Origin of the sequence: Sneathiella sp. HT1-7 (assembly GCF_020731145.1) — a bacterium.
Taxonomy (GTDB): Bacteria; Pseudomonadota; Alphaproteobacteria; order Sneathiellales; family Sneathiellaceae; genus Sneathiella.
Genome location: NZ_JAJFZN010000003.1, coordinates 93,525 through 117,132, shown reverse-complemented (window position 1 = coordinate 117,132; position 23,608 = coordinate 93,525). Strand labels below are relative to the sequence as shown.

Annotated in this window: 20 protein-coding genes; 1 reads left to right on the top strand and 19 read right to left on the bottom strand. The window is 50.5% G+C overall.

What is annotated here, in order from left to right; genetic code table 11:
• Positions 1-5: 5 nt before the first annotated feature.
• From LKE13_RS10290 to LKE13_RS10240, 11 genes are all read right to left on the bottom strand, one after another.
• Positions 6-779, bottom strand: a complete 774-nt coding sequence (locus tag LKE13_RS10290) for a MotA/TolQ/ExbB proton channel family protein (RefSeq protein ID WP_227950962.1) — start codon at positions 777-779, stop codon at positions 6-8.
• A complete protein-coding gene (locus tag LKE13_RS10285) occupies positions 780-920 on the bottom strand; it encodes a hypothetical protein (RefSeq protein WP_227950959.1) in 141 nt (46 codons plus the stop codon).
• Positions 917-2,923 (bottom strand): PEGA domain-containing protein, encoded by a 2,007-nt coding sequence (locus LKE13_RS10280; RefSeq protein ID WP_227950957.1) that lies wholly within the window; start codon positions 2,921-2,923, stop codon positions 917-919. The genes LKE13_RS10285 and LKE13_RS10280 overlap by 4 nt, the downstream gene beginning before the upstream one ends.
• Positions 2,910-4,376: a hypothetical protein gene (locus LKE13_RS10275; protein WP_227950955.1), complete on the bottom strand. Its 1,467-nt coding sequence runs from the start codon at positions 4,374-4,376 to the stop codon at positions 2,910-2,912. The genes LKE13_RS10280 and LKE13_RS10275 overlap by 14 nt, the downstream gene beginning before the upstream one ends.
• Positions 4,377-4,385: 9 nt before the next feature.
• Entirely contained in the window at positions 4,386-5,615 is a 1,230-nt protein-coding gene (locus LKE13_RS10270) for a hypothetical protein (protein WP_227950953.1), read from the bottom strand.
• A gap of 27 nt (positions 5,616-5,642) precedes the next feature.
• Positions 5,643-6,251, bottom strand: a complete 609-nt coding sequence (locus tag LKE13_RS10265) for a hypothetical protein (protein WP_227950951.1) — start codon at positions 6,249-6,251, stop codon at positions 5,643-5,645.
• 193 nt (positions 6,252-6,444) lie between these two features.
• Positions 6,445-7,314: a ChaN family lipoprotein gene (locus LKE13_RS10260; protein WP_227950949.1), complete on the bottom strand. Its 870-nt coding sequence runs from the start codon at positions 7,312-7,314 to the stop codon at positions 6,445-6,447.
• 16 nt (positions 7,315-7,330) lie between these two features.
• Positions 7,331-9,055 carry an ABC transporter ATP-binding protein/permease gene (locus tag LKE13_RS10255; RefSeq protein ID WP_227950947.1) on the bottom strand — a complete coding sequence of 575 codons (1,725 nt, stop codon included), beginning with the start codon at positions 9,053-9,055 and terminating at the stop codon, positions 7,331-7,333.
• A gap of 81 nt (positions 9,056-9,136) precedes the next feature.
• Complete coding sequence (locus tag LKE13_RS10250) at positions 9,137-11,413, bottom strand: TonB-dependent hemoglobin/transferrin/lactoferrin family receptor (protein WP_227950944.1); 2,277 nt, start codon at positions 11,411-11,413, stop codon at positions 9,137-9,139.
• A 381-nt stretch (positions 11,414-11,794) separates the two neighbouring features.
• The gene (locus tag LKE13_RS10245; RefSeq protein WP_227950942.1) at positions 11,795-12,856 is read right to left on the bottom strand and encodes a TauD/TfdA family dioxygenase; all 1,062 of its coding nucleotides are present in this window, start codon (positions 12,854-12,856) and stop codon (positions 11,795-11,797) included.
• A gap of 34 nt (positions 12,857-12,890) precedes the next feature.
• Positions 12,891-13,727: a PhzF family phenazine biosynthesis protein gene (locus LKE13_RS10240; RefSeq protein WP_227950939.1), complete on the bottom strand. Its 837-nt coding sequence runs from the start codon at positions 13,725-13,727 to the stop codon at positions 12,891-12,893.
• A gap of 119 nt (positions 13,728-13,846) precedes the next feature.
• Between LKE13_RS10240 and LKE13_RS10235 the strand changes: the two genes are divergently transcribed.
• Positions 13,847-14,305 (top strand): Lrp/AsnC family transcriptional regulator, encoded by a 459-nt coding sequence (locus LKE13_RS10235; protein ID WP_227950937.1) that lies wholly within the window; start codon positions 13,847-13,849, stop codon positions 14,303-14,305.
• 68 nt (positions 14,306-14,373) lie between these two features.
• Here LKE13_RS10235 and LKE13_RS10230 read toward each other — a convergent pair whose 3' ends face one another.
• The 8 genes from LKE13_RS10230 to LKE13_RS10195 form a co-directional block, all read right to left on the bottom strand.
• Entirely contained in the window at positions 14,374-15,900 is a 1,527-nt protein-coding gene (locus tag LKE13_RS10230) for a class I adenylate-forming enzyme family protein (RefSeq protein ID WP_227950935.1), read from the bottom strand.
• 73 nt (positions 15,901-15,973) lie between these two features.
• Positions 15,974-17,524, bottom strand: a complete 1,551-nt coding sequence (locus LKE13_RS10225) for a class I adenylate-forming enzyme family protein (protein ID WP_227950933.1) — start codon at positions 17,522-17,524, stop codon at positions 15,974-15,976.
• A 21-nt stretch (positions 17,525-17,545) separates the two neighbouring features.
• On the bottom strand, positions 17,546-18,784 hold the full coding sequence (locus tag LKE13_RS10220; RefSeq protein ID WP_227950930.1) for a thiolase family protein: 1,239 nt from the start codon (positions 18,782-18,784) through the stop codon (positions 17,546-17,548).
• Positions 18,785-18,800: 16 nt separating this feature from the next.
• Entirely contained in the window at positions 18,801-19,502 is a 702-nt protein-coding gene (locus LKE13_RS10215) for an ABC transporter ATP-binding protein (protein WP_227950928.1), read from the bottom strand.
• On the bottom strand, positions 19,499-20,263 hold the full coding sequence (locus LKE13_RS10210) for an ABC transporter ATP-binding protein (protein ID WP_227950926.1): 765 nt from the start codon (positions 20,261-20,263) through the stop codon (positions 19,499-19,501). Before LKE13_RS10210 ends, LKE13_RS10215 begins: the two co-directional genes overlap by 4 nt.
• Entirely contained in the window at positions 20,260-21,207 is a 948-nt protein-coding gene (locus LKE13_RS10205) for a branched-chain amino acid ABC transporter permease (protein WP_227950924.1), read from the bottom strand. The genes LKE13_RS10210 and LKE13_RS10205 overlap by 4 nt, the downstream gene beginning before the upstream one ends.
• On the bottom strand, positions 21,204-22,061 hold the full coding sequence (locus LKE13_RS10200; protein ID WP_227950922.1) for a branched-chain amino acid ABC transporter permease: 858 nt from the start codon (positions 22,059-22,061) through the stop codon (positions 21,204-21,206). The genes LKE13_RS10205 and LKE13_RS10200 overlap by 4 nt, the downstream gene beginning before the upstream one ends.
• Positions 22,062-22,140: 79 nt before the next feature.
• Positions 22,141-23,331: an ABC transporter substrate-binding protein gene (locus LKE13_RS10195; protein ID WP_227950920.1), complete on the bottom strand. Its 1,191-nt coding sequence runs from the start codon at positions 23,329-23,331 to the stop codon at positions 22,141-22,143.
• Between the last annotated feature and the right edge of the window lie 277 nt (positions 23,332-23,608).

Here is a 23,608-nt window from a genome sequence, read left to right as displayed (position 1 = left end):
GATACCTATTTGCTGACGCGGTTTAGCAGAAATTTTTCGCAATATTCCTGAGTCTTGATCAACTGCCCATCCTGAAACCGCTGCAGTCCATGTAGCAACAGCATTAAGGGAATGGACAAGCAGAGTGCCACCAAGGTGGAGTTGAAGGCAACGCCAAGGCTGTCTGTCATAAGGGTAATGTCTCCCTTCAATGCCTCATCCGCCTGGGTCAACGCCGCGCCAATCCCTCTGACCGTGCCGATAAAACCGAATGACGGGATCGCCCAGATAACGTAGCGGATCATCGTGTTACCAGCATCCTGCCGGAGGGCCAGCGCATCGATACTAAGCGAGATCGCTTCAGAGGTGCTATGAACATCCTCGGTCATAAGATAACGGCGGATACTGGCAATCAGGGTTTGGATAACCGGAGTGGTGGTTATTTTCTCCGGCAACTCATCGATTTCCGTCATGGTTTTACGTAAAGTCAGCTTCTCCTCTTCGCCATCAGCCGCTTCAATCATCGTACCCAGAAAATCAATGTCGTAGAAATGATTGTCACTGAAAATATCCCAGTATTTAATGCTGAGCAGCAGCAAGCACCATAAAGCGAGCGTGATACATATCTGCTGCTCCCAGTCCTTGATGATCACCACAAAGACCTGTGGGGCGGCGCTGCCGTTTTGTCTTGCTTCCGCAACCAGGCGAGCGGCTTCCGGAATGACGATGACTTCATAAACGACCCAAACGCCGAAAGCACAGAGCAGCAAGAGAGCCGTTGCGAGAATAAAGTTCTTCATCTAGATATCCACAGGGAAAGCAACAGGAGTATTAAGCGATATCGACGCGCTACTTTGCGCATAGGCATATTGCAACAGGACCACTCCGCCCGTCAGCGCAACAACGGCAACAATGATCTTTCTGCTATTTAACCATCTCATTTTGCATCTCCATAGACGTAGCGAGCGACCCTGAAGCCAATTTTGTCCGTTCCCTGACCCGAGGATGCCCGGTAGGCAGGTCTGATTTCCGTCAGCGTCCCAGATGCCCAGCTCGCCCCTTTAAACATATGCTTATCTCCCGCCTGAGCCCCTAACGGATCTGCCAGAACCTCACCTGAGGCGGGCGGCACAAGGGTATAGAAATCATGAACCCATTCAGACACATTGCCAAATAAATCGTGGAGCCCGGCTTTGTCCTTAACGAAGCTACCAGCCGGAGCCGCGTTCGCAAACCCGTCAATATAGCCGGGAACAAAAAACGGAGTTTTGCCGTTTGCCGTTTCGTCGGCAATATTTCCGGCTCCTTTTGGGATGACGGCATCGTCTCCCCAAGGGAAAACTGTCTGTTTGTTCCGCTTGGCTTTTCGGGCAAGCCATTCCCATTCCGCCTCGCTCAGCAATCTATAGCCAGTTGACTGCGCATCAAATCCCCGATAATTGACCCCATCAAATTTGTAAAACATTGGCAGGCCTTCAATCTTGCTCAGCCAATTGCAAAACCGGGCAGCTTCCTCCCATGAAATATTCGTAACCGGAAAATTATCTCCCCTTTTACGCTTACCCTGGAACTGACTGTACTGCCCCTCTGTCGTTTCTGTCGTAGCTACATAGAAATGCCGCGTCAGATTGACGGGGCGAAGAAATTCGTTTGCCCGCTGTCCTTTCTCATGACGTGGTGCGCCCAATTGAACCTCTGTCGGTTCAAACAATCGCATTTCCATACCCAAACTGTTTTTATAAACCGGTTTGGCCGTGTCTATCGTTGCCGCGCGTTCTGTTTTGAGCGTAACATCCAGTTTACGAACCGCTTTCTGATCAAGTTTTATAACTTTATTGACGCTCACATAGCCCGGCCGTTGAAGAGTGAAATCATGCGCAGTTGCCGGAAGCCTAACGATAAGCGGCGTGTTTCCTGCTGGCTTGCCATCAATGAGAATTGATGCGGGGGGCGTGGACGTGATATGGATTTCGCCAATTTTAAGCGCCATATCAAACGTCACATCCAGATGCTCATCCGGCTTGAGATTAATTTCCTCTTCCTTCGAGCCATAGCCGTCTTTTTCATATCTCAAATAGTATTTTTTATTGGCCGAGAGTTGCAATTCTTTCCCCGCCGAGACCGACTTGCCGTTTAATGTAAGGCGTCCGCCTTTCGGAGTGGTGGAAACAGTTACATAGGCAGGCTTTTTTTGTAACCGGTAGTGTCGCTCGATCTCATTCTGCTGGAAGGTCAGATTAATGACATCCTGTATCGGCGCAAATCCGTCTTTTGTTACCTCAATCTCATATTGCCCTGCTTCTATGCTGATTTCCGCAGGAACTTCGCTGACGGATTGTCCGTTGAATATCACATTGGCATCAGAAGGCGTGACATTCAGACGTATGGTGCCGACAGCTCTTTCGAGAGAAAGTTCATCTGAATAGCTTTCCCCCCGCTCCAGATCGTATTCCCGCTCCACCGGCTGAAAGTAGGGATGCTCTGCGCGCACAACGTAGTGCCCTGCGTCAAGTTCCGCCTCCAACTGTGATGTCGATGGATAGGTTTTCCCATTGATACGCCAGTTCAACGCCTCTTCCGGCGCTGCGACCTTCACCGTCAATTTAGCAGGGAGTTCCCGGAGGACAACTTCAACAGCCGCTCCCTCCTCAGAGGGGCCAATTTCTCGCTCGGCCGTTACATATCCCTTTGCCGCCGCAGAGATGACAGGATAGCGAGAGAGTGAAAAAAGCGACCCTTGGAAATAAATCGCAGCTCCTTTCTCGACAGTAACAACTGCCTCTGTTGCGGCAGGAACCGGAGATACCTTAACCGGTGTTACCTTCATCAGCAGAAAGCCGACGGCTACCACCAACATAAAGCCGAGACCGAAACCACCAAAGCCCAGAAGCAGGAGCCGTTGACGGCGAGCGGCATTCTCGATTTGTTGTTTAAATTCGCTCATCGCTTTTGACTGTCACCTCAAGCTGACTATCTTCCGGAGAAATCGTGATCTGGACCGATTTCGTCCTGAACCCTTCACGGCGCCCTTCGAACGTATATTGCCCCGGCTTCAAACGTATTTTATATCGCTCCACCATACCGACCTTGCCGACGCCCCGCACAGTTACATTTGTCAATTTATCGGAAAGGACCCAGACTTCAATTTCCTTGTTTCGTTGGATAATTTCCGTCTGCAACCGTTCAACATCATTCGCAAGAGCCGGGCTCATCGCACTATAGATTTCCGCATCAGCAATTGCCTGTTCTGCGGCCTGCCGTATATTATCCACCGATAATCGTGATGCATTTTTAAGAAACCCCTGAACTTCCCCACTCATACGCAATATTTTCTGCGATAGAGAAATAGCCTCCTGGACTTCTATTTTGTCCGGATATAGTGCCGACGCATTCTGGTAGGAAGCAAGAGCATCTCGCCAATTGTCTTGTTGAATTGCGGTGTCTCCCTCCTTTACGAAGGTGCGAAAGCGCAACTCGCGTTTTAGCTCTTTTAAAAGGGATGCAAGGTTCTTCGTTTCCTCTCGCGACGGGAAAAGAGCATTTGCCTGATCATATGCACTTTGGAGATTCCCAAGCTGTTCTTTTTTGCTCGCGATCAGGCCTGAAGTAACGATCTTTTCAAATCGTGCTTCACGCAGCAAAACATCAATCTCCTCTATCCGCTCTTGATACAGTACGCGTGTCGGATCAAGCCGTATAATTTCAACGGATAAATTTCGTTCCTCTTCCAGATTATTCTCTATATTCGCGACGCGCGCTTTTTCCATTAATTCAAATAATTGCGGAAGCTTTTTAATTTTTTCTTGCAACTCCAGAGCAACGGCGTCATCCGGTTTGAGCTCAAGCGCTCGTTCCACTTCAATTGTTGCCCGCGTCACATCCTCAGCCTCATAGGCGCGTATCGCATTTGCCATCGCTTCTTCAAAGACAATCTCATACTCACTTACTGCGGTGGAGGCATCTGCGATTAGATTATTTACTTCTTCGAATGCTCGATCCGTTTCGCCATTCGCGAGATCCGTGATGACTTTGTCTTTTCGCGTGATCAGATCATGCTGCAAGCTGCCGTTCCATTTACCGAACCCGCCCGATTGGATAATACCTTCAAACTCTTCTTCATACCGGCGCAGCGCTCCGACCACCTCCTCGGTGGTACGATTTTGCTTTATCTTTTCATCGGCGGGTTTTGACTGCTGAACTGGTGATATCTTCGGAGAGATCTCTATATTTTTCTTTTCGGCCTCAATCCCGGATACATTTGAAGTTTGTTGTAACGAGAGCTGCGTTATAAGAAAAGCAACGGCACCCCCCAAAATCAGGATAGCGACCAACAGTAACAACACAAACAATTGTTGCCGGGATTTCCGGGCAGCTTCTTCTAGTTTTTTTTCAAACATTGTCGTTACTTAAAGCTGTTTTTCTGGTGTTTTTTCCTGTTCATATACTTGTTTCAGAAAACTTCTCCATTCCGCAAACTGTTTCGCAGCATTACCCGTAAGTTTTTTTGTCTCACCCTCGAACTCAACAACCTGTGGTGCCAATTCAGAATCCACAGACTCGCCTAGCTCTTCAAGAGTACTCGCATGAAATTTTGTCTCATTGCCCGTTTTAAATCCTTCTGAGAAGAGAATAACCGATCCAACACCGGCGGCCGCAGCCCCGGCAAATGCTCCTGCGGACCGGGCGGCATTTCCACTGTTTGAACTTGCAGCCGCGAGACCAACCCCCAAAATCGCCAAAAGAACACCCCCGACGATTTGCGTCGTCTGCTTCACTCTTGCCTCGTTCAACGCGATCTGGGCTTCCTGGCTCTGTTTCTGCCAGACGGTATAACTCGGGGCCATCTTGGCATTGAACGCCTCATAGTGCTGTTGAAGATTATCCACATACAGTTGATCTCGGACCCAAATCGCCCTGATCCGGCGTAACATTGGATCATCCTCACTTGGCAGGCCGGTCAATTCAATCTCTCCGCCGTCATCTTTGATATACTCAGAGAAGGATTCCTCAGAAAAATTCGCTCCAAAACGCATTTCTGTCACAGGTTTCAGCAAGGCAAGTTCGGTATCATCCGCATCATCCAAATGCTCGACTAGGTCTTGCGCGGCTTCCACGAAGACAGGGTCATATGGGTCTTTCCCTTTATTTCGTATGGACATAAAGAATTTCTCCGGCACTTCATGCTCATATTCTTCATCATACCATTTTGCACCTGAGATATCAAAAACGTCGACACCGATTTCCACGTCCAATCCGTTGGATTCTATGATCTTACCAATGACATATAAGTCTCCCGTCGCCTCAGCATTCGGCGTCACGCGAACGGCACCAAATTTTCCAGTTGCTTCAATTTTTTCTTTTAATATCAAGGCAAAGCGTACGGCCTCTGCGCGCCGCAACTCCGGCCAGACTTCTTCATCATCTTCGAGAGCAGCGTCATCCTCCGGGATGCCCGGATCGAACACCGGAATGATGACATCAAGCTTGGGTTTCGGCGAAGAAGGGTCAATTTTTGCCGCAGTCATGACTTCGCTAGAAACCCGGGGACCAACGCGCGACGACATTCCGGGCGTGACACAGCTCGTCAACAAAAAGCAGCTACAGATCAACCAGCCGACAAAACGCTGAACGTTCATCCTATCTCTCTCACTTTGCTTTCAACCTTAAATTTGCGATAAGCCCTTAAGCTTACGATATTCATTCCACAACTTGGCACGTTTTTCGGGGTCAGGCTCATTCATCGCCGCCTCTTTCACCTTTTGTTGTAGCACAGTGTCGTTGTCAGACGACGGAATATCATCGGGCAGCTTACCATTTGGCAGCACCTTATCCTGCGTTTGCGCTTGTGCCTGTTTATTTTCAGCGGCGTCAGCTGCCGTCGTGGGCGAACTGGATTTATCCGTTGTGTCGGTTTTCTCCGTCCCCTGAATACCGGCAGACGCCGTTGAGGAGGAAGCCTCCGTACCAACCGCATTTCCATTGGCACCATTGATACCTTGGGAACCGCTGGCTCCGTTAGCGGAAGCCGCACCGCCAGACTGAGATTGTTGTAGGCAATCGTCATATTTATTGAGCGACTCGAACAGAGCCCTGTCCATCCGGTCTGTAATTTCTTCTTTTGTCAGACCTTCCGTCTGCTGGTAATCGACGCCATATTCCTTGCATTCTTGCGCGTCTGTTCCAGTCTCTGTTGCCTGTGCAACCGCAGTATCGATATCAGTCAACAGAATTGCCAACATAAAAATGACTAAAAACAGAGTGAATTTACTCATTCAAAAATCAAGCTTCCAACATAAATATTATTATAAAAATCTAATTAAATACGATCATTACGTCAATTTCAGAAAGAATATCATATTATCAATTAGCATGGCCTTAACGCAAAATAATTACAAGGCCATGCTATGTCAGTGTCATTGAACGGAAAACTCCGTTTATACAGCGCGATGGGTTTCCTGTTTTCGCTTATTCAGGCTCCGCCTCACAGCAATCCATGTCTCCTCTCTCGTGAACATTTGGCAGGCAAAAACAAGCGCGGGCAATACCGGGCTGCTGCTCTCTTTTCCCGGATTCTCCTTTAGATGGGAGAAGGACTGAGACCTTGTCGATGCCGAGATCTTCCAATTGATATGGCGTCCCATGCCCAAATTCCAAATGCCCACGCCCAATGATCCCGATGACGAGCGGTGGATTATCACCCGTTTGCGTCGCGGCGATATTACAGGCAAAAGCGCGATCCCATGTCTGCTGCGCACGGGTAAAACGATCTTTGCGCGCTTCGGCTTCCTCTGACTTTGTTAGAAAAATACCGTCCGGGCCAGAAACGAGCGAGAAGAGATAGTCGCGATAGGCTTCGGTAGCGGGCTTTGCGGGTGTCAGACCGTCACGATCCTCCTCAGCGACGGCCTCCCACCCCTCCTTGCCGACGCGGGTCACCAGCGCGCGATAGCAATTAAGCGCGATCATCCGAACTCCGACTTCCCGACAAAAGCGGAAGATCGGCAAGTAAAGCTCCGGCGGAAAGCCCCAGACTTTTTTCCAGTCGACCTTTTCCAGAAACGCCTCCTCCGACAAATCGCCCGCCGTCCATTTGTCCAAAATAGGTTGGGCGCTTCTTGGAAACATCTCGAAACCGACTACGATATTCGAGTTATAGGCATGAAGTGCGGCCGTCACATAAAGCTGCCAGCGATGGATGTCGTACTGATCATGGGTCTCCCCCAGCAAGACAACGCGATTTTGCGCAAGTTCTGAGATTAACGCAGCATGCGGAATCAAGGCGCCGGTATCTGGATCAAGCCAGCTTGAAACGGGATGTGGGTAACTTGCTGTCATTTAGAATAACTTCCTTTTACTTAGTGAGATCGAATATAGGAATTCCCGGGTTTGGGGAGAGCGGAATATAACGCAATTCGCCAAAGCCGTCGGGCGGACGATGCGCCACAAGAATAAAGGTCGTGTTCGGTAACCGCGCCCGCAGCCGGGCGAAAATTTCTGCTTCGCTATCACTGTCAATAGCGCTGCTGGCCTCGTCCATGAACACCCAGTCCGGCTTTTCAATCAATAGCCGCACAAGTGCCAGGCGTTGCAGCTCTCCTCCGGAGAGGCCCGAAATATCCGGCTTTAATCCCGCCTGCAACGCCCGAGCCTGATCCGGCAAACCAACGGCCTCCAGGTAATCCGACGCCTCATCAAGACTGATGCTCCCCTCTTCCAGGGGATAAACAGCGCTTTCGGCAAGACTTGTTCCGTTGATCGTGCTCCGCTGAGGAATAAAGGCACACGACTTTCCATCCGGAATTTGGATCTCGCCATGACCATAGGGCCAGATATTTGCAAGCGCCTTTAGGAAAGTGCTCTTGCCGAGACCGGAAGGGCCGGAAATCCAGACATGCTCCCCGGACTTCAGGTCCCACTCGGACGGAATTTGCAAAGATTTTCCGACCGGGCTTTCAAGGGTTAATTTCTTGACATGAATGTCACCGCCCGGATGTTTCGTCACCGAAATTTCGCTCTCTGGCGCATTTTTGCATCGCTCGATCGCGTCCAGCAGATCACCAAGCCGGGTTATCGTCGCCGCAAGTGCCGCAAGACGGTTATAGGCAAAAATAAACCACGATAACGTCGTGACCACACTTTGAAAGGCGGAGGCGAGCTGCATCAATCCACCAAAATTGACATGCCCAGCAAAATAGGCCGGCAACGCCAGCAGGAGCGGTATGCGCAAGATGGTGCGGAAATACGGGATCTTGAAACATCCAAGATAAAATTCCCGCAGTATCAGCCGCCGCCAGTTGGCAACGATAGCGGCGAACTTTTCATCCAGTCGACGCCGCTCCGCCCCCTCAAAGCCGGAGACGGCGATGGGGTCCGCATTTTCTCGCAACCGTACCAAATCGAAGCGAAAATCTGCTTCTTTTCTCTGTTGATTAAACGTCAGTTTCTTCAACGGGTAGCCCAGCCAATGAGTTAATCCGCTGGAGAGGAGAACATAAAGGAACGCCGCCCAGACCATGTAGCGAGGGATTGACACGTCCCAGTCGAACAGCGTGAATTCCAATGGAAAATTCGAAAGCGACCAGAGCACGGCGATGTAGGTGAACAGCCCCGTCACCGATGTAATGAGATCAAGCGTTTCGTCGACAAACTCTTCAACGAACAGGCGGCAGTCGTCGGCAATACGCTGATCTGGATTGTCGATTTTCTCGACCCCGTAGCCATTCTGGAGACGCCAGTAAATCTTGTCCGAGAGCCAGTCGTTGAGGACGGCGCCGGTCAGATCCTGCCGCCAGCGCATGATGAGAAACTTGCGAAGATACCCTCCAGCAAGCGCGAGTGCCGCGTAAGCCGAAATTAGCAGAGCGTAGATACCAACCTGACGTGCTGCTTCCGACCCGTCAAAGCGTTCCAGCGCGCCATAGAAATCGGCCGTCCATTGGATAAGGCGAACGGAAACCGGTATGCTGCCCAACTCAAAAAGCAAAACCACAATGTACAAAAATACATTGCGGCTGTTTGCTAGGTTAAAGAAGCTTATGCGCAGGATCATCCAGAGTTGTCGCGCGAGTTCTGTCATTCGTTCACTTTCCAAACGGGACTAACAGGCGCCCCGTTCGATAGTTTTAGGTTAAAGAAAAAGGGTTGGAGGTCGCCGCTGTCAGAAAGCGTAGCTGAGACCGACCTTGAGGCTACGCCCCGGTGCAGTTTGCAGCTCAATCGGGTTACCCCTCTTAACCGCATCCGTACCATTGATTGGAAAGCCACGTGTTTCCGGTCCAAAGTAGCGCGTATCGAAGATGTTGGTTAAGCCCGCCCTGAGCGTGAGATTTTCTGCCGCCTGCCAACCCGCAAGGACATCGAACACCGCATATCCGCCCGGTGAAAATTCTGTCGCAGGATCGGCCACATCGGCGGAACCGGCCTGAAATGTTCCGACCAGTTCTACATCGAAACCAAGCTTCGGATGCACATAACGTAAACCCGTCACAACTTGGAGCGGCAAAGCACCATTATAAGTTTCCTCAATGCCATTGTCCTTGATCTTGCCCTTCTGATAGGACAGCGCCACTCTTGTCGAGAAGTTGCCAGGAAGTTGCATGGCCGCGGTTGCCTCGATGCCATACATAAGAAGCGAGTCTGCATTGTCATATGTAAGGGTCATTGTTCCAGGAGGCAGGCCGTAATCCGCAGGATCTGCATCGACGAAGTTTTCGATAAAGTTCTTGTACTTCGCGACGAAGCCGTTGATTGAGAAATACCCCTTGTTTCCAAAGTCACCCCGGAAGCCCAGCTCATAACTATCGACCGACTCAGGTTCAAGATCAGGGTTCGGCACCAGCGCAAAGAATGGCAAGCTGTCAAGAGATTGATAGAGTTGTTGTGCTGTAGGCATCTTAAAGCCTTGCGCATATTGCCCATAAACGGAATAGACATCTGTCAGTTCGTAAATTGTGCCCAACTTGAACTGCAGATCCGACGCCGTGACCTTCTTCGGCTCCGCCCCTGGCACAAGTTGATAGTCGCCATCCGTCTTTGGATTGATGGAGTAATTAGTGAAGCGTACCCCCGGCGTTATCTTGAGCCGACCGTTATTGAAGGACATCTCGTCCTGGACATAGGCATCCAGGCGGGTCGTTGTTGCATCGGCGAAGTTGAAGCCCCCCGCCCGCGTCACCGTTGTCGTGTCTGTTGTAATGTTATGGGTGATGTCCTCGCGGTTATAATCTGTCGTCGTTACATCCCCGTCCAACCCATAGGTCAGGGTGTGCAGGCTCTCGCCCCAGTTAAAGGAGGATTCCAGTTGGAAATCACCTTCATAGAAAGTCTCGTCATAATACTGACTGATCTCCCGAACCTCCTCATCACCACTCGCAATGACCGTGCGGTAACGCTCACTGAAACGATCAACCTTTTGTGGGGAGTAGGTCACCTGCCACTTTATACGATCAAGCCAGTTCAGATCTTCAATAAGCCAGTCCTGATCAACGGACAGGCGATAGCGCTTGATCTTCTGCTCATGATCATATGCGTGAATATCCGAGGTGCCGTCCGGGCCGAGCACTGAATTCTGGTCAACGGAAGTGTCTCGGTTGAAATACTCGCCCGTCAGACGGAACTGGTTGGTGTCGGACGGATGCCAGACTAGCTTGGAAAGCAGGTTGTTCGACTGGCTGATGGTCGGGTCATATTCATTACAGGGCGTTGCCTCTGGATTTCTCGGGCATTCCTGAATAGCATAAGGACCGACCTCTGCATTCCCAAGATCTGTCTCCCGTCCGTCCCGACGTGTATAGCTCAACAAAGCCTCAAACTTGCGGCTGAACCGCGCGGCACCAGTGACAGACTCGGTAAAGGCCTCATCCAGTGTGCCATAGCTGAAATCAGCAGAACCACCGACCGCCTTCCCACCAGTCAGATAGTCAGAAGGATCCTTCGTGACAAAATTGACCGTCCCGCCAAGCGCGTCACTTCCCCAAAGGACCGAAGAAGGTCCGCGAATGATCTCCACGGCCTTAACGTTGGAGGATTCCACGATGTCGCGGGTTGAATCCGTAATCCGTTCAATCGTCCGGTTTCCGTCCACTAGAACCTGTGTCCGGTTACCGCCAACCCCACGTATGCGGATACCGCCCGAACTGGAGAAAGGATCGGTGCTGGTGCTTTGCTTGGGCACCTCAATCCCTGGCTCGTACTTGAACACCTCTTCAATCACGTTATCCATGCGCCGGTCGAGGTCTTCGCGCGTCACTGTTGACACATTACCGGGAGTTTCCAATAGGGTTTTCTGTTTGCGATCCGCTGTGACTGTCACCGGCGGGAGCGATGTCATACTTGGATTCGATTGTGTAGACGTTGTCTCATCTGCCTTATTCTCGTTATTTTCTACTTTGGTCTCGCCTTGATCGGCGTCCGTTTTCGAAGTTGTTTGCGCCACAGGCATGTCCGGTTTCGAATTTGAAGATTGTGCGTAAAGAGCTGTTGTCAAAGCAAAGTAACAGCAAGTTGTAAGGGCAACCAAGCGAGCAGACCTAGGCATTTCATGCACTCCGTTTTCTTGTTTATTTCGCTAACGACTATAACTGCTATTAAGAATCATTAGCATTAACTGGCGATAGTTAATAATGATTATCAATATCAATACAAGATGTTTTATAAAATTAGTTTGAAAATTGCGCCCGTTCAGACAAGCAGAAGGCTCCGCAGACGTTAGAATTCTGCGGGTTTCGGTAAGATAAAAAAACTTCGCTTTTTCAGTATTTTACCTAAAGAAGCAAAGTTTCGTTGGATGAAACATGATTAATTTGTCAGTCTAAATTCACGCGTCCAGAGGAACATTGAGCCTCGTTCCCTCAACGATGATGCCACCGCGATTACCGATTTCAATCGTACCATAACGCTGACGAAAACAATCCGGCAGCGGACGGTCACCGGGCAGAGACAACCATAACCTCAGCAAGTGACGCTTCTTATTTGTCTCTAACCAGTCAACAAACGCTGTCCGATCATGTAGCAAGGAATGATTATACACGAACTGAATGTCGCCCGGCTCCAGCTGCATGGAGAGATGCAACGTAGGGTCATTCGCGAGAGAATCAAAAAAATCGAGCGCCTCCACCTGCTTCTCGGTAAGACGGGGCGCATCGGGGAAGCGCTGTGCACTATTAACATATTGCCGTTGATACAGCCCTGTTAAAAGCCCTTGATGCCAGTTCAATACCGGTATTTCAAAAAAGGGCCTCTGACCCGCCGGCACTTCGCCCCGCCGATCTGTCGCCACGGGCTTGAACATTTCCGCAATCAAATCGGGCCTTTGGCGCTGCATCTCGTTATAGATCGTGACGGTACTGACAAGCTGGGAGAGCCCCCCCTCCTTCGCCCCTTGCAGGCACATCAGGCCAACAACATCGGTGGAATCCGTATGAAATGTCTGACGCTGTGCTGTTTGGTAGATTCTAGTTCCGGAATCTTTTGGGTCTTTCCCGACGTCACGTACATGCCCAAGGATATGACCTGCGGCGTTCTGCGATCGAGCACGCCCGAGATAAGATCCTATTCCACAGAATATTGTTGCCGCCTTTTTCTGGCTGTATTCCTGCACCGGCAGACCGCGCATAAGGCTGAACCCAATACCATGCATCAGATCATTGCGTAATTGCGTCAGTTTCGGCGCAAGAAGAGGGAGTGAAAAATTTTCTGGTGATATATTCGCCAGATCCAGACCATCGGACTGGAAGCGTTCCGCTGCTTTTTCAAGCTCAAATGCTTCGTCCGATGAAAGTTGTGTTATCCAGGCTTTCGTATCCTTTGCCAACTCATGGCCGTACCACGCGCTCGGTGTTTTTATCATTTGCGGGGGAAAGTCTTGTTCATTCTTCATTGTCGCCCTCCTCTTCACCCAGACAACTTATACCTTATTCAATCGAGCGGGTCACTCCGGAAACCCGTACTGAGCTTCCAATCTCTTCGCCAAATTCAACTGCGATCATTGACCGGGCTCCCATATCCTCCCCCTGTATAATATCTAGCTTACCGCCGCGGGGCCATTCAATATCTCGCAGATAGCCGGAAAAAGCTGCGGCGGCCGCTCCAGTAGCGGGATCTTCAAATACACCCCCCGAGGCAAAAGCGTTTCGGACATGAAACTTGCTACTGCTTTCTTGCCAGACGAGCATGATCGTAATCAATCCACGGCTGTTCATAAAATGACGGCCCGCGTTCAGATCATAATTCATAGATCGAAGATCATTCCGGCTTTTGAGCGCAATAACATAGTGGTCTGCTCCACCGTGAACGCGTGCGGGTGGAATGCTTTCATCCAACTGAAGCCGGGAATATCCAAATAGTGCCAGCACAGCCTCTATTTCTTCGTCGCCCAGTTTTTCACTCCGTGTAGGCGGAGATTGCAAAGCCGCAGCATACTGATTTCCAACCGGCTCTCCTTCAACACTAATTTCCGCATCATTAAGTCGAAGAAAATATTTCCCCGGACCGCATTTTTCCGCTAATGCCGCGCCAAGCGCTATTGTCGCATGACCGCAAAAGGGAACTTCAGATTCCGGGGAAAAATAGCGAACCCTCCAAAAATTTCTATTCTTTTCCCGCGCGGCAAATGCCGTTTCTGAAAACCCTACCTCTGCAGCAACCATTTGCATTTTTTCTGGACTCGGAAGTGTATCGCACAAGACGACACCCGCTGGATTGCCGCCGATGTTGCCATCAGAAAAAGCCGCAATTTTCAAAACATCCATTATCATCTCCAATTATCAAAACGATCATGCCTTGAATATGGCGGTTATTAAACCTAATATACATAACTTAAGTAAGGCAATTTTATATATTAATTATATTTTATTAGGAATTTTTCTGAATGACCTTAGTTTTTGAAAATGGCATTGATGGTACTGATCGTCTCATTCTTAAGAACCTTCAATCAGATGGTCGCTTGAGCATGAGTGATCTCGCAAAGGCTGTCGGAATGTCAGCGCCAAGCGTCAAGGACAGGGTACGTCGGTTGGAAGACCGCGGTGTCATCCGAAAATTTACTATTGATATCGACATGAAGGCGCTTGGCTACGAACTTGAGGCCATCGTCAGAATAAAACCGCGCCCCGGAAGTTTACATCTTGTTGAAAGAATGATCCTTGATGAGGCTCGTTTTACGAATTGCGACAAAGTAACCGGCGATGATTGTTTCATCGTCCGCCTTGCATTGAAGTCCGTTCAAGAACTGGACAGTTTGCTTGACCCATTTCATGAAAAAGCTGAAACGAATACGTCTATTGTAAAATCTTCACCTATTCGGAATAGAACGCCCGTAAGCCAGTAGATATCACAATCTTCACCCGATTATTCAATAAGCCTCAAAAGGTTTTTGACTTTGCAATCGAAGACTTATCATTTCGCAAATTGTTTACGGAGCTCAGTTTTCAGGATTTTTCCGTAATTACTTTTCGGCAATTGATCGACAAAGAAATACTCTTTCGGCCGCTTGAACCTGCCAATGTTATTCAGGCAGAGCTCTTCTAACTCTTCAGGAGTAACCGTCTCCCCTTCCCTCAGGACAACAAAGGCGACAACTTCCTCCCCCCAGTCCGGCTCCGGCCGACCAACAACAGAAACTTCATCCAAACGGCTGTCCATCAGCAGGATTTCCTCGATCTCACGGGGATAAATGTTGGTGCCACCACTGATGATCATGTCCTTCGATCGATCTTTCAGGGTGAGAAAACCGTCTTCATCCAGAAATCCAATATCCCCAGTATGAAGCCATCCATCCCGTATCGCCTGGTTTGTTGCCTCCGGATTATTCCAATACCCCGCCATGACGACGTCACTTTTCAAGACAATCTCACCGAGTTCCCCGGTCGGGACTTCATTGTCTTCCTCATCGACAATTCTGACTTCCACGCCTGTGCGCGGGAGGCCAACGCTGGAGAGGCGCTTTTCATACTTCGGGTTATCGTAATCGGCATGAAGCTGTTTACTGAGGCTGGTGCCGGTATTAGGAGATTCCCCTTGCCCAAAAATCTGGATCAGGCAGGGCCCAAATGTCGCAAGGGCGCGTTTGGTATCCTCCAGATACATCGGCGCGCCACCGTAATAGATTGTCTTGATATTCTCAGACTTGGCAGAGCCTGCCTTCGGATGGTTCGTCATCCGCGTCAGCATTGTCGGTGCCGCCATGAAGGTCGCATTTTTGTAGGTTTCAAGAAGTCCAAAAATTTCCTCTACGTCGAAACCGCCGCTTTCCGGCACGACATGGTGCGACGCCTTGATTAGATGCGGAATGGCATATAATCCATCCGCATGAGACATCGGGGCCGTGTGAAAATAGGTATCTTCCGGGGAGAGCTGATCCACATCCGCGTAATATCTAAGCGTCATACCCAGCAAAGTCCGGTGCGTGAGCGTCGCCCCTTTCGGTTGGCCCGTCGTTCCGCTTGTATAGAAGATCCAGGCCGGGTCCGTCTCTGAGACATCCACCATCTCAATCGGGGGGTGCCTTAGCAGCGCTTCATAGGCATCGTCATTTACGCACAGAACCCGCTCGAACCCGTCGACAGTTTCTAAAGACTCGCTGATACCATCCATCAAGTTTTCGGTAACAAAGCAGGCCTTAACGCCCGCATTCTTAATGATATAGCCGAATTCCTTCGGATGCAGCTTGGAGTTCATAGGCACGACACAAAGTCCCGCATGCCAGCAAGCCACCAGAATTTCCAGATACTGCGGTGTATTCAACATGGCGAGACCGACCCGATCCCCCACGCCCAGCCCAAGCTCACCGCGAAGCGCCCCCGCGAGGCCTCGCACACGATCGGCAAACTCGCTGTAAGTATGGAGTTGTGTCGTCCCGAGGGAGACGGCAGGTTTATCGGCGTAGACCCGTGCTACGCGGGATAGAAAATCTGAAATATTCATTACATTACGTCCCCAGTTCTTATTGCTGTTTCAGGGTCATATGTTTCGACCGTCAGCCCCTCACTTCGGGATGCTAGATTGCCCGCTCTTTATTGGTCCAGAAGCTGGCGCGAATATCCTTTTTCCGCACCTTCCCGACCGGTGTACGCGGCAGGCTTTTCCAGATTTCGACAGACTTCGGCGCCTTCACACTGCCAAGAGTTTTCTTGCAGAGGCTGATAATTTCCTCTTCTTCGAGTGTGCAGCCTGCTTTCAGCTCAATCACCGCCTTTACCGCCTCGCCCCATTTTTCATCTGGGGCACCAATGACGGCACAATCCTGAACGGAAGGATGGCCCCAGATCACCTGCTCGATTTCACTCGGGTAGACGTTGAATCCACCGGTGATGATCATGTCCTTCTTGCGGTCGACAATGTAGACATACCCGTCTTCATCGATATACCCGATATCGCCGGTATGGTGCCAACCGAAGGTAGAGACTTCTTCGGTCGCTTCCGGGTTTTTATAGTAACCCGTCATCACCAGATTTCCCTGCACGACAATTTCCCCACGTTCATTCGGCGGCAGAATATTACCCTCATCATCCATGATACGAACGCGAGTCTGCAAGGTTTGCCGGCCACAGCTCGCCAGACGCTTTTCCTTTGTATTACTGCCTATTACGAGATGATCTTGAGGTGAAAGATAGGTGCAGAACATGGGTGCCTCGGCCTGCCCGAAAGACTGACTCATGACCGGCCCAAAAATATCCAGACATTCCTTCAGCTTGTCGACTGACATCGGCGCCGCCGCATAGATAAAATGCTCCAGACTGCTGTAGTCAAATTTCTTTACATCCGGATAGGCGAGCAGCATGTAAATCGCCGTCGGCGGCAGGAAGAGATGCGTTACCCCCTCACTCTCGATTGTCTTCGCAACCATTTCCGCATCAAACTGCGGAAGAATGACCTGAGTTCCGCCATTCGCCATAGAGAGAATGGCAAGCACACCCGCCGCATGGGACATCGGGGCAACAACCAGATGAACCGGCGGTTTCTTCATCGGCATCGTAGTATAGAAGGCCGTAATCATGGCATCCCATATACGGTTGGTCCAGAGCACGCCTTTCGGAAGGCCCGTCGTCCCGCCAGAGGAGAAAATTGACGCAAGCGTGTCCTGATCACTCGGAATGTCAGGATCGTTACTCTCCTCACCCTCTATCCAGTCTTCCAGATAGACGCCGCGACCACCCGATTTATCGATACAGATTAAATGCTGGATTTTCGGGCAAAGCTTGGCGAATTTTCCGGCTTTCTCCTCGAATTCACTATGATAGAAAAGTATTTCCACATCACAGTTATCAAGGATATAGGCGTTTTCTTTGACTTCATTCTTCGCATTGAGCGGAACCCATACGATACCTGCACGCAACATACCAAGACAGCATTCAAATGCCGGCACGGCGTTGGAACTAAAAACAGCGCCTTTCACCTGAGGTTTCACACCCAGACGGATCAGGGCATTGGCAATCCTGTAGTTGCGTTCCTGCACCTCCGCATAGCTGCGCGAAATGCTGTTGTCTTTCAGGCAGATCCTTTCCGGATCCAGCGCAACGCCGCGATCGAAGTAATCAATTACACGCATGAAATTCTCTCCCGCAGTCGATCAGTTTTTTTGCAAAATAGTGATGCAGGCGGCGGCTTCTTCATAGCCTAGAAATCCACCACCGTTTTCGGCAATAGCTGTCCGTGCGCCGTCCACCTGTCGAGGACCCGCCTCCCCGCGCAGCTGTGTTACAAGCTCATAAACCTGCGCCAGACCGGTTGCGCCAATGGGATGCCCTCGGGATTCCAGTCCGCCGGACGGGTTGACGGGTATGCGACCGCCCACTGTAGTATGGCCTTCTGCGGACAAACGCCCACCTTCCCCAAAATCACAGAAGCCCAATGCCTCAACCTGGAGAACTTCAGCAAAGGCCGTCGCATCGTGAACTTCCGCGACGTCCATGTCCTTTGGCGAAAGTCCTGCTTTTTCATAAGCTGCATTTGCCGCGAGATGTGTGATTTGCTTATTAAATTCGTCATGTTTACGGTTCGTACCTGAGCGCAACACTGTAGCCGCGACACGCACTGCCCGTCCAAGTCCAAGCTGCCGCGCCTTTTCTTCCGAAACCACAATGGCCGCCGCAGCGCCGTCACTGATCGGTGCGCACATGGCTAGCGTAAGCGGCCAAGCAACAGGACGATCCTTTAGAACCTCTTCCACCGTCATCTTGTTCTGATATTGCGCTTTCGGATTATACTGAGAATGAGTATGGTTCTTTGCACAGGCAGCGGCAATTTCGGCTTGTGTAATGCCAAAGCTGTTCATGTGATTTCGCGCCAGCGATGCATAGACATCCATAAAAACGCTGCGCTGCCCGCCATCATCCTCGGCTTCCGGCGGTAAAGGCATATCCTTTGACATATCCTTCAGGCGGGCAATGGATTCTGCCGCCCTATGAACATCCCAGCCACCATCAAATACTGCGAATGAGCGGGCGCGATCCGTCGAATTCATCTTGTCTGTTCCGATTGCGAGCGCGATATCACCCTGACCCGACTGAACAAAAGCGCAAGCTGAATTGAGCGCGGTGCTGGCACTGGCACAGGCATTCTCGATATTGGTAATCGGAATTCCTTCAAATCCGGCGGCACGGAGGGCTATTTGTCCGGGCACCAGATATTGCGCCTCAACCGCCGCTTGGGAGGCATTGGCAAAAAAGGCCGCCTGAATGCTCTCGCGGTCCAAACCGGCATCTTCCAGTGCCTCCGCAACGACTTCGGCAGTCATGTCCTTGACGGAACGGTTCAAGAATTTCCCGAACTGCGACATTCCAATTCCAATGATATACACGTCTGACATTTTCTTCACTCCGAGTTTAGAGACTTATAAGCCCTTCAATTTTTTCCCGCTCCGCCAGTAATTCTTCGGTTTTCCCTGACCAGCGAATATGTCCGTTGTCGATCATATATTGCCGTTTCGCCAGTTTGAGAGGCACTTTCAAATTTTGTTCCACAAGAAGAATTGCCACGCCTTCGGCGTTAATCAGGGCCATGGCATTGATCAGATCCTCAACCACTAAAGGAGCAAGACCTTCAGTCGGCTCATCCAGCAACAATAGCTTCGGATTGGTCAACAATCCGCGACCAACAGCAAGCATTTGCTGCTCCCCACCTGACAAGGTATCACCGCGTGAATTCATCCGCTCCTTCAGACGTGGGAAAAGATCGTACACCCGATCGAGGTTCCAAGCTCCGTTGCGGCCCATCACAGTTGCAATTCGCAAATTTTCATCTACATCTAATGTCGCAAATATCCGGCGATCTTCCGGCACATAGGCAATGCCCGACCGCCCGAGCTTTTCTGTCGCGACTTTCGTCGCATCCTGTCCGTCATATATACGTTTTCCGGCAGCAATCGGATTCAACCCCATAATAGCCTTCAATAAGGTGCTTTTCCCCGCACCATTCCGGCCGATAAGAGATATGATCTCGCCCTCTTCCACATTGATGGAGACATCGTGCAAAGCCTGCGCCTTACCATAAAAAACATCACAGTTTTGCATTTCCAGAAGGCTCATTCTTCCTCTCCCAGATAAGCGGTGCGGACGCGCGGATCCCGTTTGATCGTTTCCGCCGCGCCGGACGCCAGAATTTCGCCCGCGAGCATGACGATAATCTCATCAGAAATTTCCATCACCACGTCCATGTTATGCTCAATCAACAAGACTGTGCGTCCCTCAGAAACTTTACGGATCAACTCGACGGCCTTTTCCGCAACATCATGACCAACACCAGCGAGCGGTTCATCCAGTAGCAATACCTTGGGTTCACTCAAGAGCGCCAAACCAATTTCAAGGGCACGCTGATCACCATGTGAGAGGCTTCCCGCACTGACATGCCCGAAGCCTTCCAGCCCAATCTCAGAAAGAACCCGCTCCGCATCACGGGCGATATCTTTAAACTTGCTCACAGGACGCCAAAAAGGCTGCAGCCTGAAACGATGCGCTTGCGCCGCAAGACGCAGATTTTCGAACACTGTCATCTCAGGGAAGATCTGTGTAATCTGGAAGCTCCGGCCGAGGCCCGCCCATGTGCGCGCATGAGGAGGCTGACCAGTTATTTCCTGCTCATTCAGAAACACCCGGCCATTGCTGAGTTGCGCCCGGCCCGACAACGCATTCATAAGCGTCGTCTTTCCCGCGCCATTGGGTCCAATCAGACCATACAACAACCCCGGTTTGAACTCATAGCTGACATTAGTGACGGCCTTGAAGGCGCCATAGGACACCTCGATATCCTCACAACGTAGTACAGATTTATTTTCTGCGGCGGTGTTCATGGCTTACTCCCCGGCATGATGCGGTTCCAAAGCTGAATAATCATGCCCGCAATACCTTTCGGCATGGCAATCGTGGAAATGATAAATATTAACCCCAGTATGCCGTACCAATGAGATGTCTGGGTCGAGAGCCATTCACGCATAATCTCGAATATCGCAACGCCAAGAATAGGCCCAAACAACGTTCCCATGCCGCCCAGCAGAACCATAATCACAACATCACCGGATGTTTTCCAATGAAGCATTTGCGGTCCGACATAGAAGATAAGAGAGGCAAGTAGACCGCCACTCACACCTGCATAAATACCTGAAATAGTAAATACCGACCGTTGCAGCCGCTGGACATTGAAGCCGATCTGCTCTGCCCGCACTTCGTTGGACTTAATGGCTTTCAGGGCCTGCCCCAGAGGGGATATCCGAATAAGACCGGAAATCAGCAATGCCAGCACGAACAACGTCAGCAAAAAGAAATAATAGTTGCTGTCATTATAGAAATCGATGCCGAACAGGTCCGGGCGCGGAACACCGGCGATACCATCGACACCACCTGTGAGCATTCGAAGCTTTGTTCCCGCCATGATATAAATAAGTTGGGATAACGCGAGCGTGAGAAGCGCGAAGAACAATCCAGATACCCGGATCGCAAAATAGCTGAAGACTAGCGCAAGAGCCCCGCCAACCAAACCGGCGGCCCCAAGTGCTGGAATGAAATCCCAGCCCATGCGCATTGTCAGCAGCGAAAGGGTATAGGCCCCCACGCCGAAGAAAGCGGCATGTCCGAATGACAGCATACCTGCAACACCGAACACCAAGTCAAAGCCGATAGCAAATATGGACCAGATCAGGATAGCGTTCACTAATCCAACATTTTGTCCATCAGGAAACATCAAGGGCACAGAAATTATGATGGCGACAACGAGCGCCATTAAGCGTTGTGCGTTCATGCCGTACGTCCCTTGCGACTGAATAGCCCTTCGGGCCGGAGAATGAGAGTTCCAATCAACAGGATAAAGGTGAGAAAATCGACCCAGCTCGGCGCGTAGCTATAGCCGAGTGCCCGCGTCATACCGATTAACAAGGCCGCCAACACCGCACCGCGAATGTTGCCAAGCCCCCCTATGATCACGACAATGAAGCTATCGATGATAATGTTAAAACCCATGCCAAGCTCGATTGGAAATAGCGGTCCGGCAACGGCTCCTCCAAGGGCCGCGAGGCCAGCGCCGAAGGAGAAAACCCCAGTGCGAACAAGCGAGACGTTAATGCCAAGCGTCCGCACCATCTCAGGGTCGCCGCTGGCCGCGCGGATGATCATGCCGTATCGACTGCGATCGAGCATGAAGAACAGGCCTGCTGAAACAGCTGCACCGAAGCCAATAATAAACAGTCGGTAACTTGGCACGGAACTACCGAACATTTCGATCGCGCCGGAAAATAACTCCGGCGGATACATTTGTTTATATTCCAGCCCCCAAATGATCCGGACGGCCTCGTCAATCACCAGAATGAACCCGAAGGTCAGCAAAAGCTGGTATACATGATCGCGGTTATAAACCGGCCGGAGCGCGATACGCTCCATTAACGCGCCAACAATCGCTGCAATAATCGGCGCAGCGATCAATCCTGCCCAAAAGCTTCCGGTGATATTTACCACCTGAAACGCGAGATATGCGCCGAGCATATAGAGCGAGCCATGGGCAAAATTGATTACCCGCAGCATGCCGAAAATAAGGGTCAGACCTGCCGCCAGCAAAAACAGCAGCATACCCATGGACAGGCCTATCACGATGGTAGACATAGCCGGATCACCTAACCTGGAAAGGAAATGGGGGCGACCAGAACTCGTTCATGGCCGCCCGGATTTTGATTAAGCCAGACTATTCTTCACAAGCCGGGAAGAGAGCCTCTGGCTGGAAGATATTCGTGATCTTCATTTTCAGATCAGGATATGGAGCCTCGCCTTTTTCAACAACACCCCAAAGGCCAACCTGCATCGCCTGATGATCACAGGCACGCATTTCTTTACGGCCTTCCACGGAATTCTCGCGAACACTTCCTTCAAAGGCTTCGACCCACTTTTCCCGATCCCAGGAGCCCGTACTGTCAACTGCATCAAGGAACCAGCTCATCCCGTCATAGGCTTCACCGGCGAAACTATCTGGCCATTCATTATATTTCGCACGATACGCCTCAACAAATGCCTTATTGGCAGGGTTGTCTAAGGAATAATGATACCGAACACCGGAAGCCGCACCTACTGCATCGGGACCAACCGCCGCTGCAAGAACTTCATCCTGCAAAACCGGACCGAACAGTGTCTTGTTCTTCCCAAGGCCCGCCTGACCGGCCTGCTTCAGGAACGTTACGCCGTCACTACCTGTCACGATAAGGACAACGCCATCAGCATCCGTCTTGGCAATTTTATCGATAATAACGGAATAGTCGCGATTGCCGAGTGGCGGATAGTCAATGCCGACGATCTCGATGCCAGCCTCTTCCGCAGCGGCCTTATAGGCTTCCCAACCGTCACGAGTAACAGCATAATCAGCACCAACACCATAAATTTTCTTCAACCCTGCGGCCTTGGTGAATTCCATCGCCATCCGAATTTCCATTCCGAGCGTATTTGATGTCCGGAATGAATAACGATATCCATTTGCGCGCGTCAGCTTATCATCAGCAGAAATCGTTATAAGAAGGGGAACTTTGCGTTGCTCAGTGATGCCCTGAAGAGCTGCTGTTGATGCAGAACTCGCCGCACCAAAAATCATCTGTGCACCGCCCGATATCAGGCGCGTTGCTTTTTGGACAGCCGGCTGTGGTTTGGTTTCACTGTCTTCCCAGGTCACCTCAATCGGTTTTCCCAGAACCTTGCCGCCCCGCAGATCAATAGCGAGCTGCGCACCCTGTTTCATGCCCTTACCGATAATGCCGTAAGGCCCGGAAAATGGCAGAACCGCACCAATTTTGAAGGTATCCGCCTCTTCCGAATGTGCATAATTGCCGCCCGTAATGGCAAGCACAGCAGCGCAGGCAACAGTTAAAACTGAAGACTTAAGAATATTCATGATCTCTCCCTATAAGGTCAGATGGTTTAATTACGGGCCAATTTTGCCCAACCGCTTTTTTAATCTTTTTGTCACGCGCAATGCCTGTGCCGCATGATCTCCCAGATTTATAAAAAATATAACAGTCTTCCTGTTTAAGTCAAATTGTTTGTTATAGTTGAAAGCTGGTTTAATCTGGGGGAAATTCCACCTCCATTTTCCTTGACTAGAGCCTTTATGATGGGCCGCGAACCTGCATTCCCGTAACAGATAAGATGTATTTATAACAATATAATTG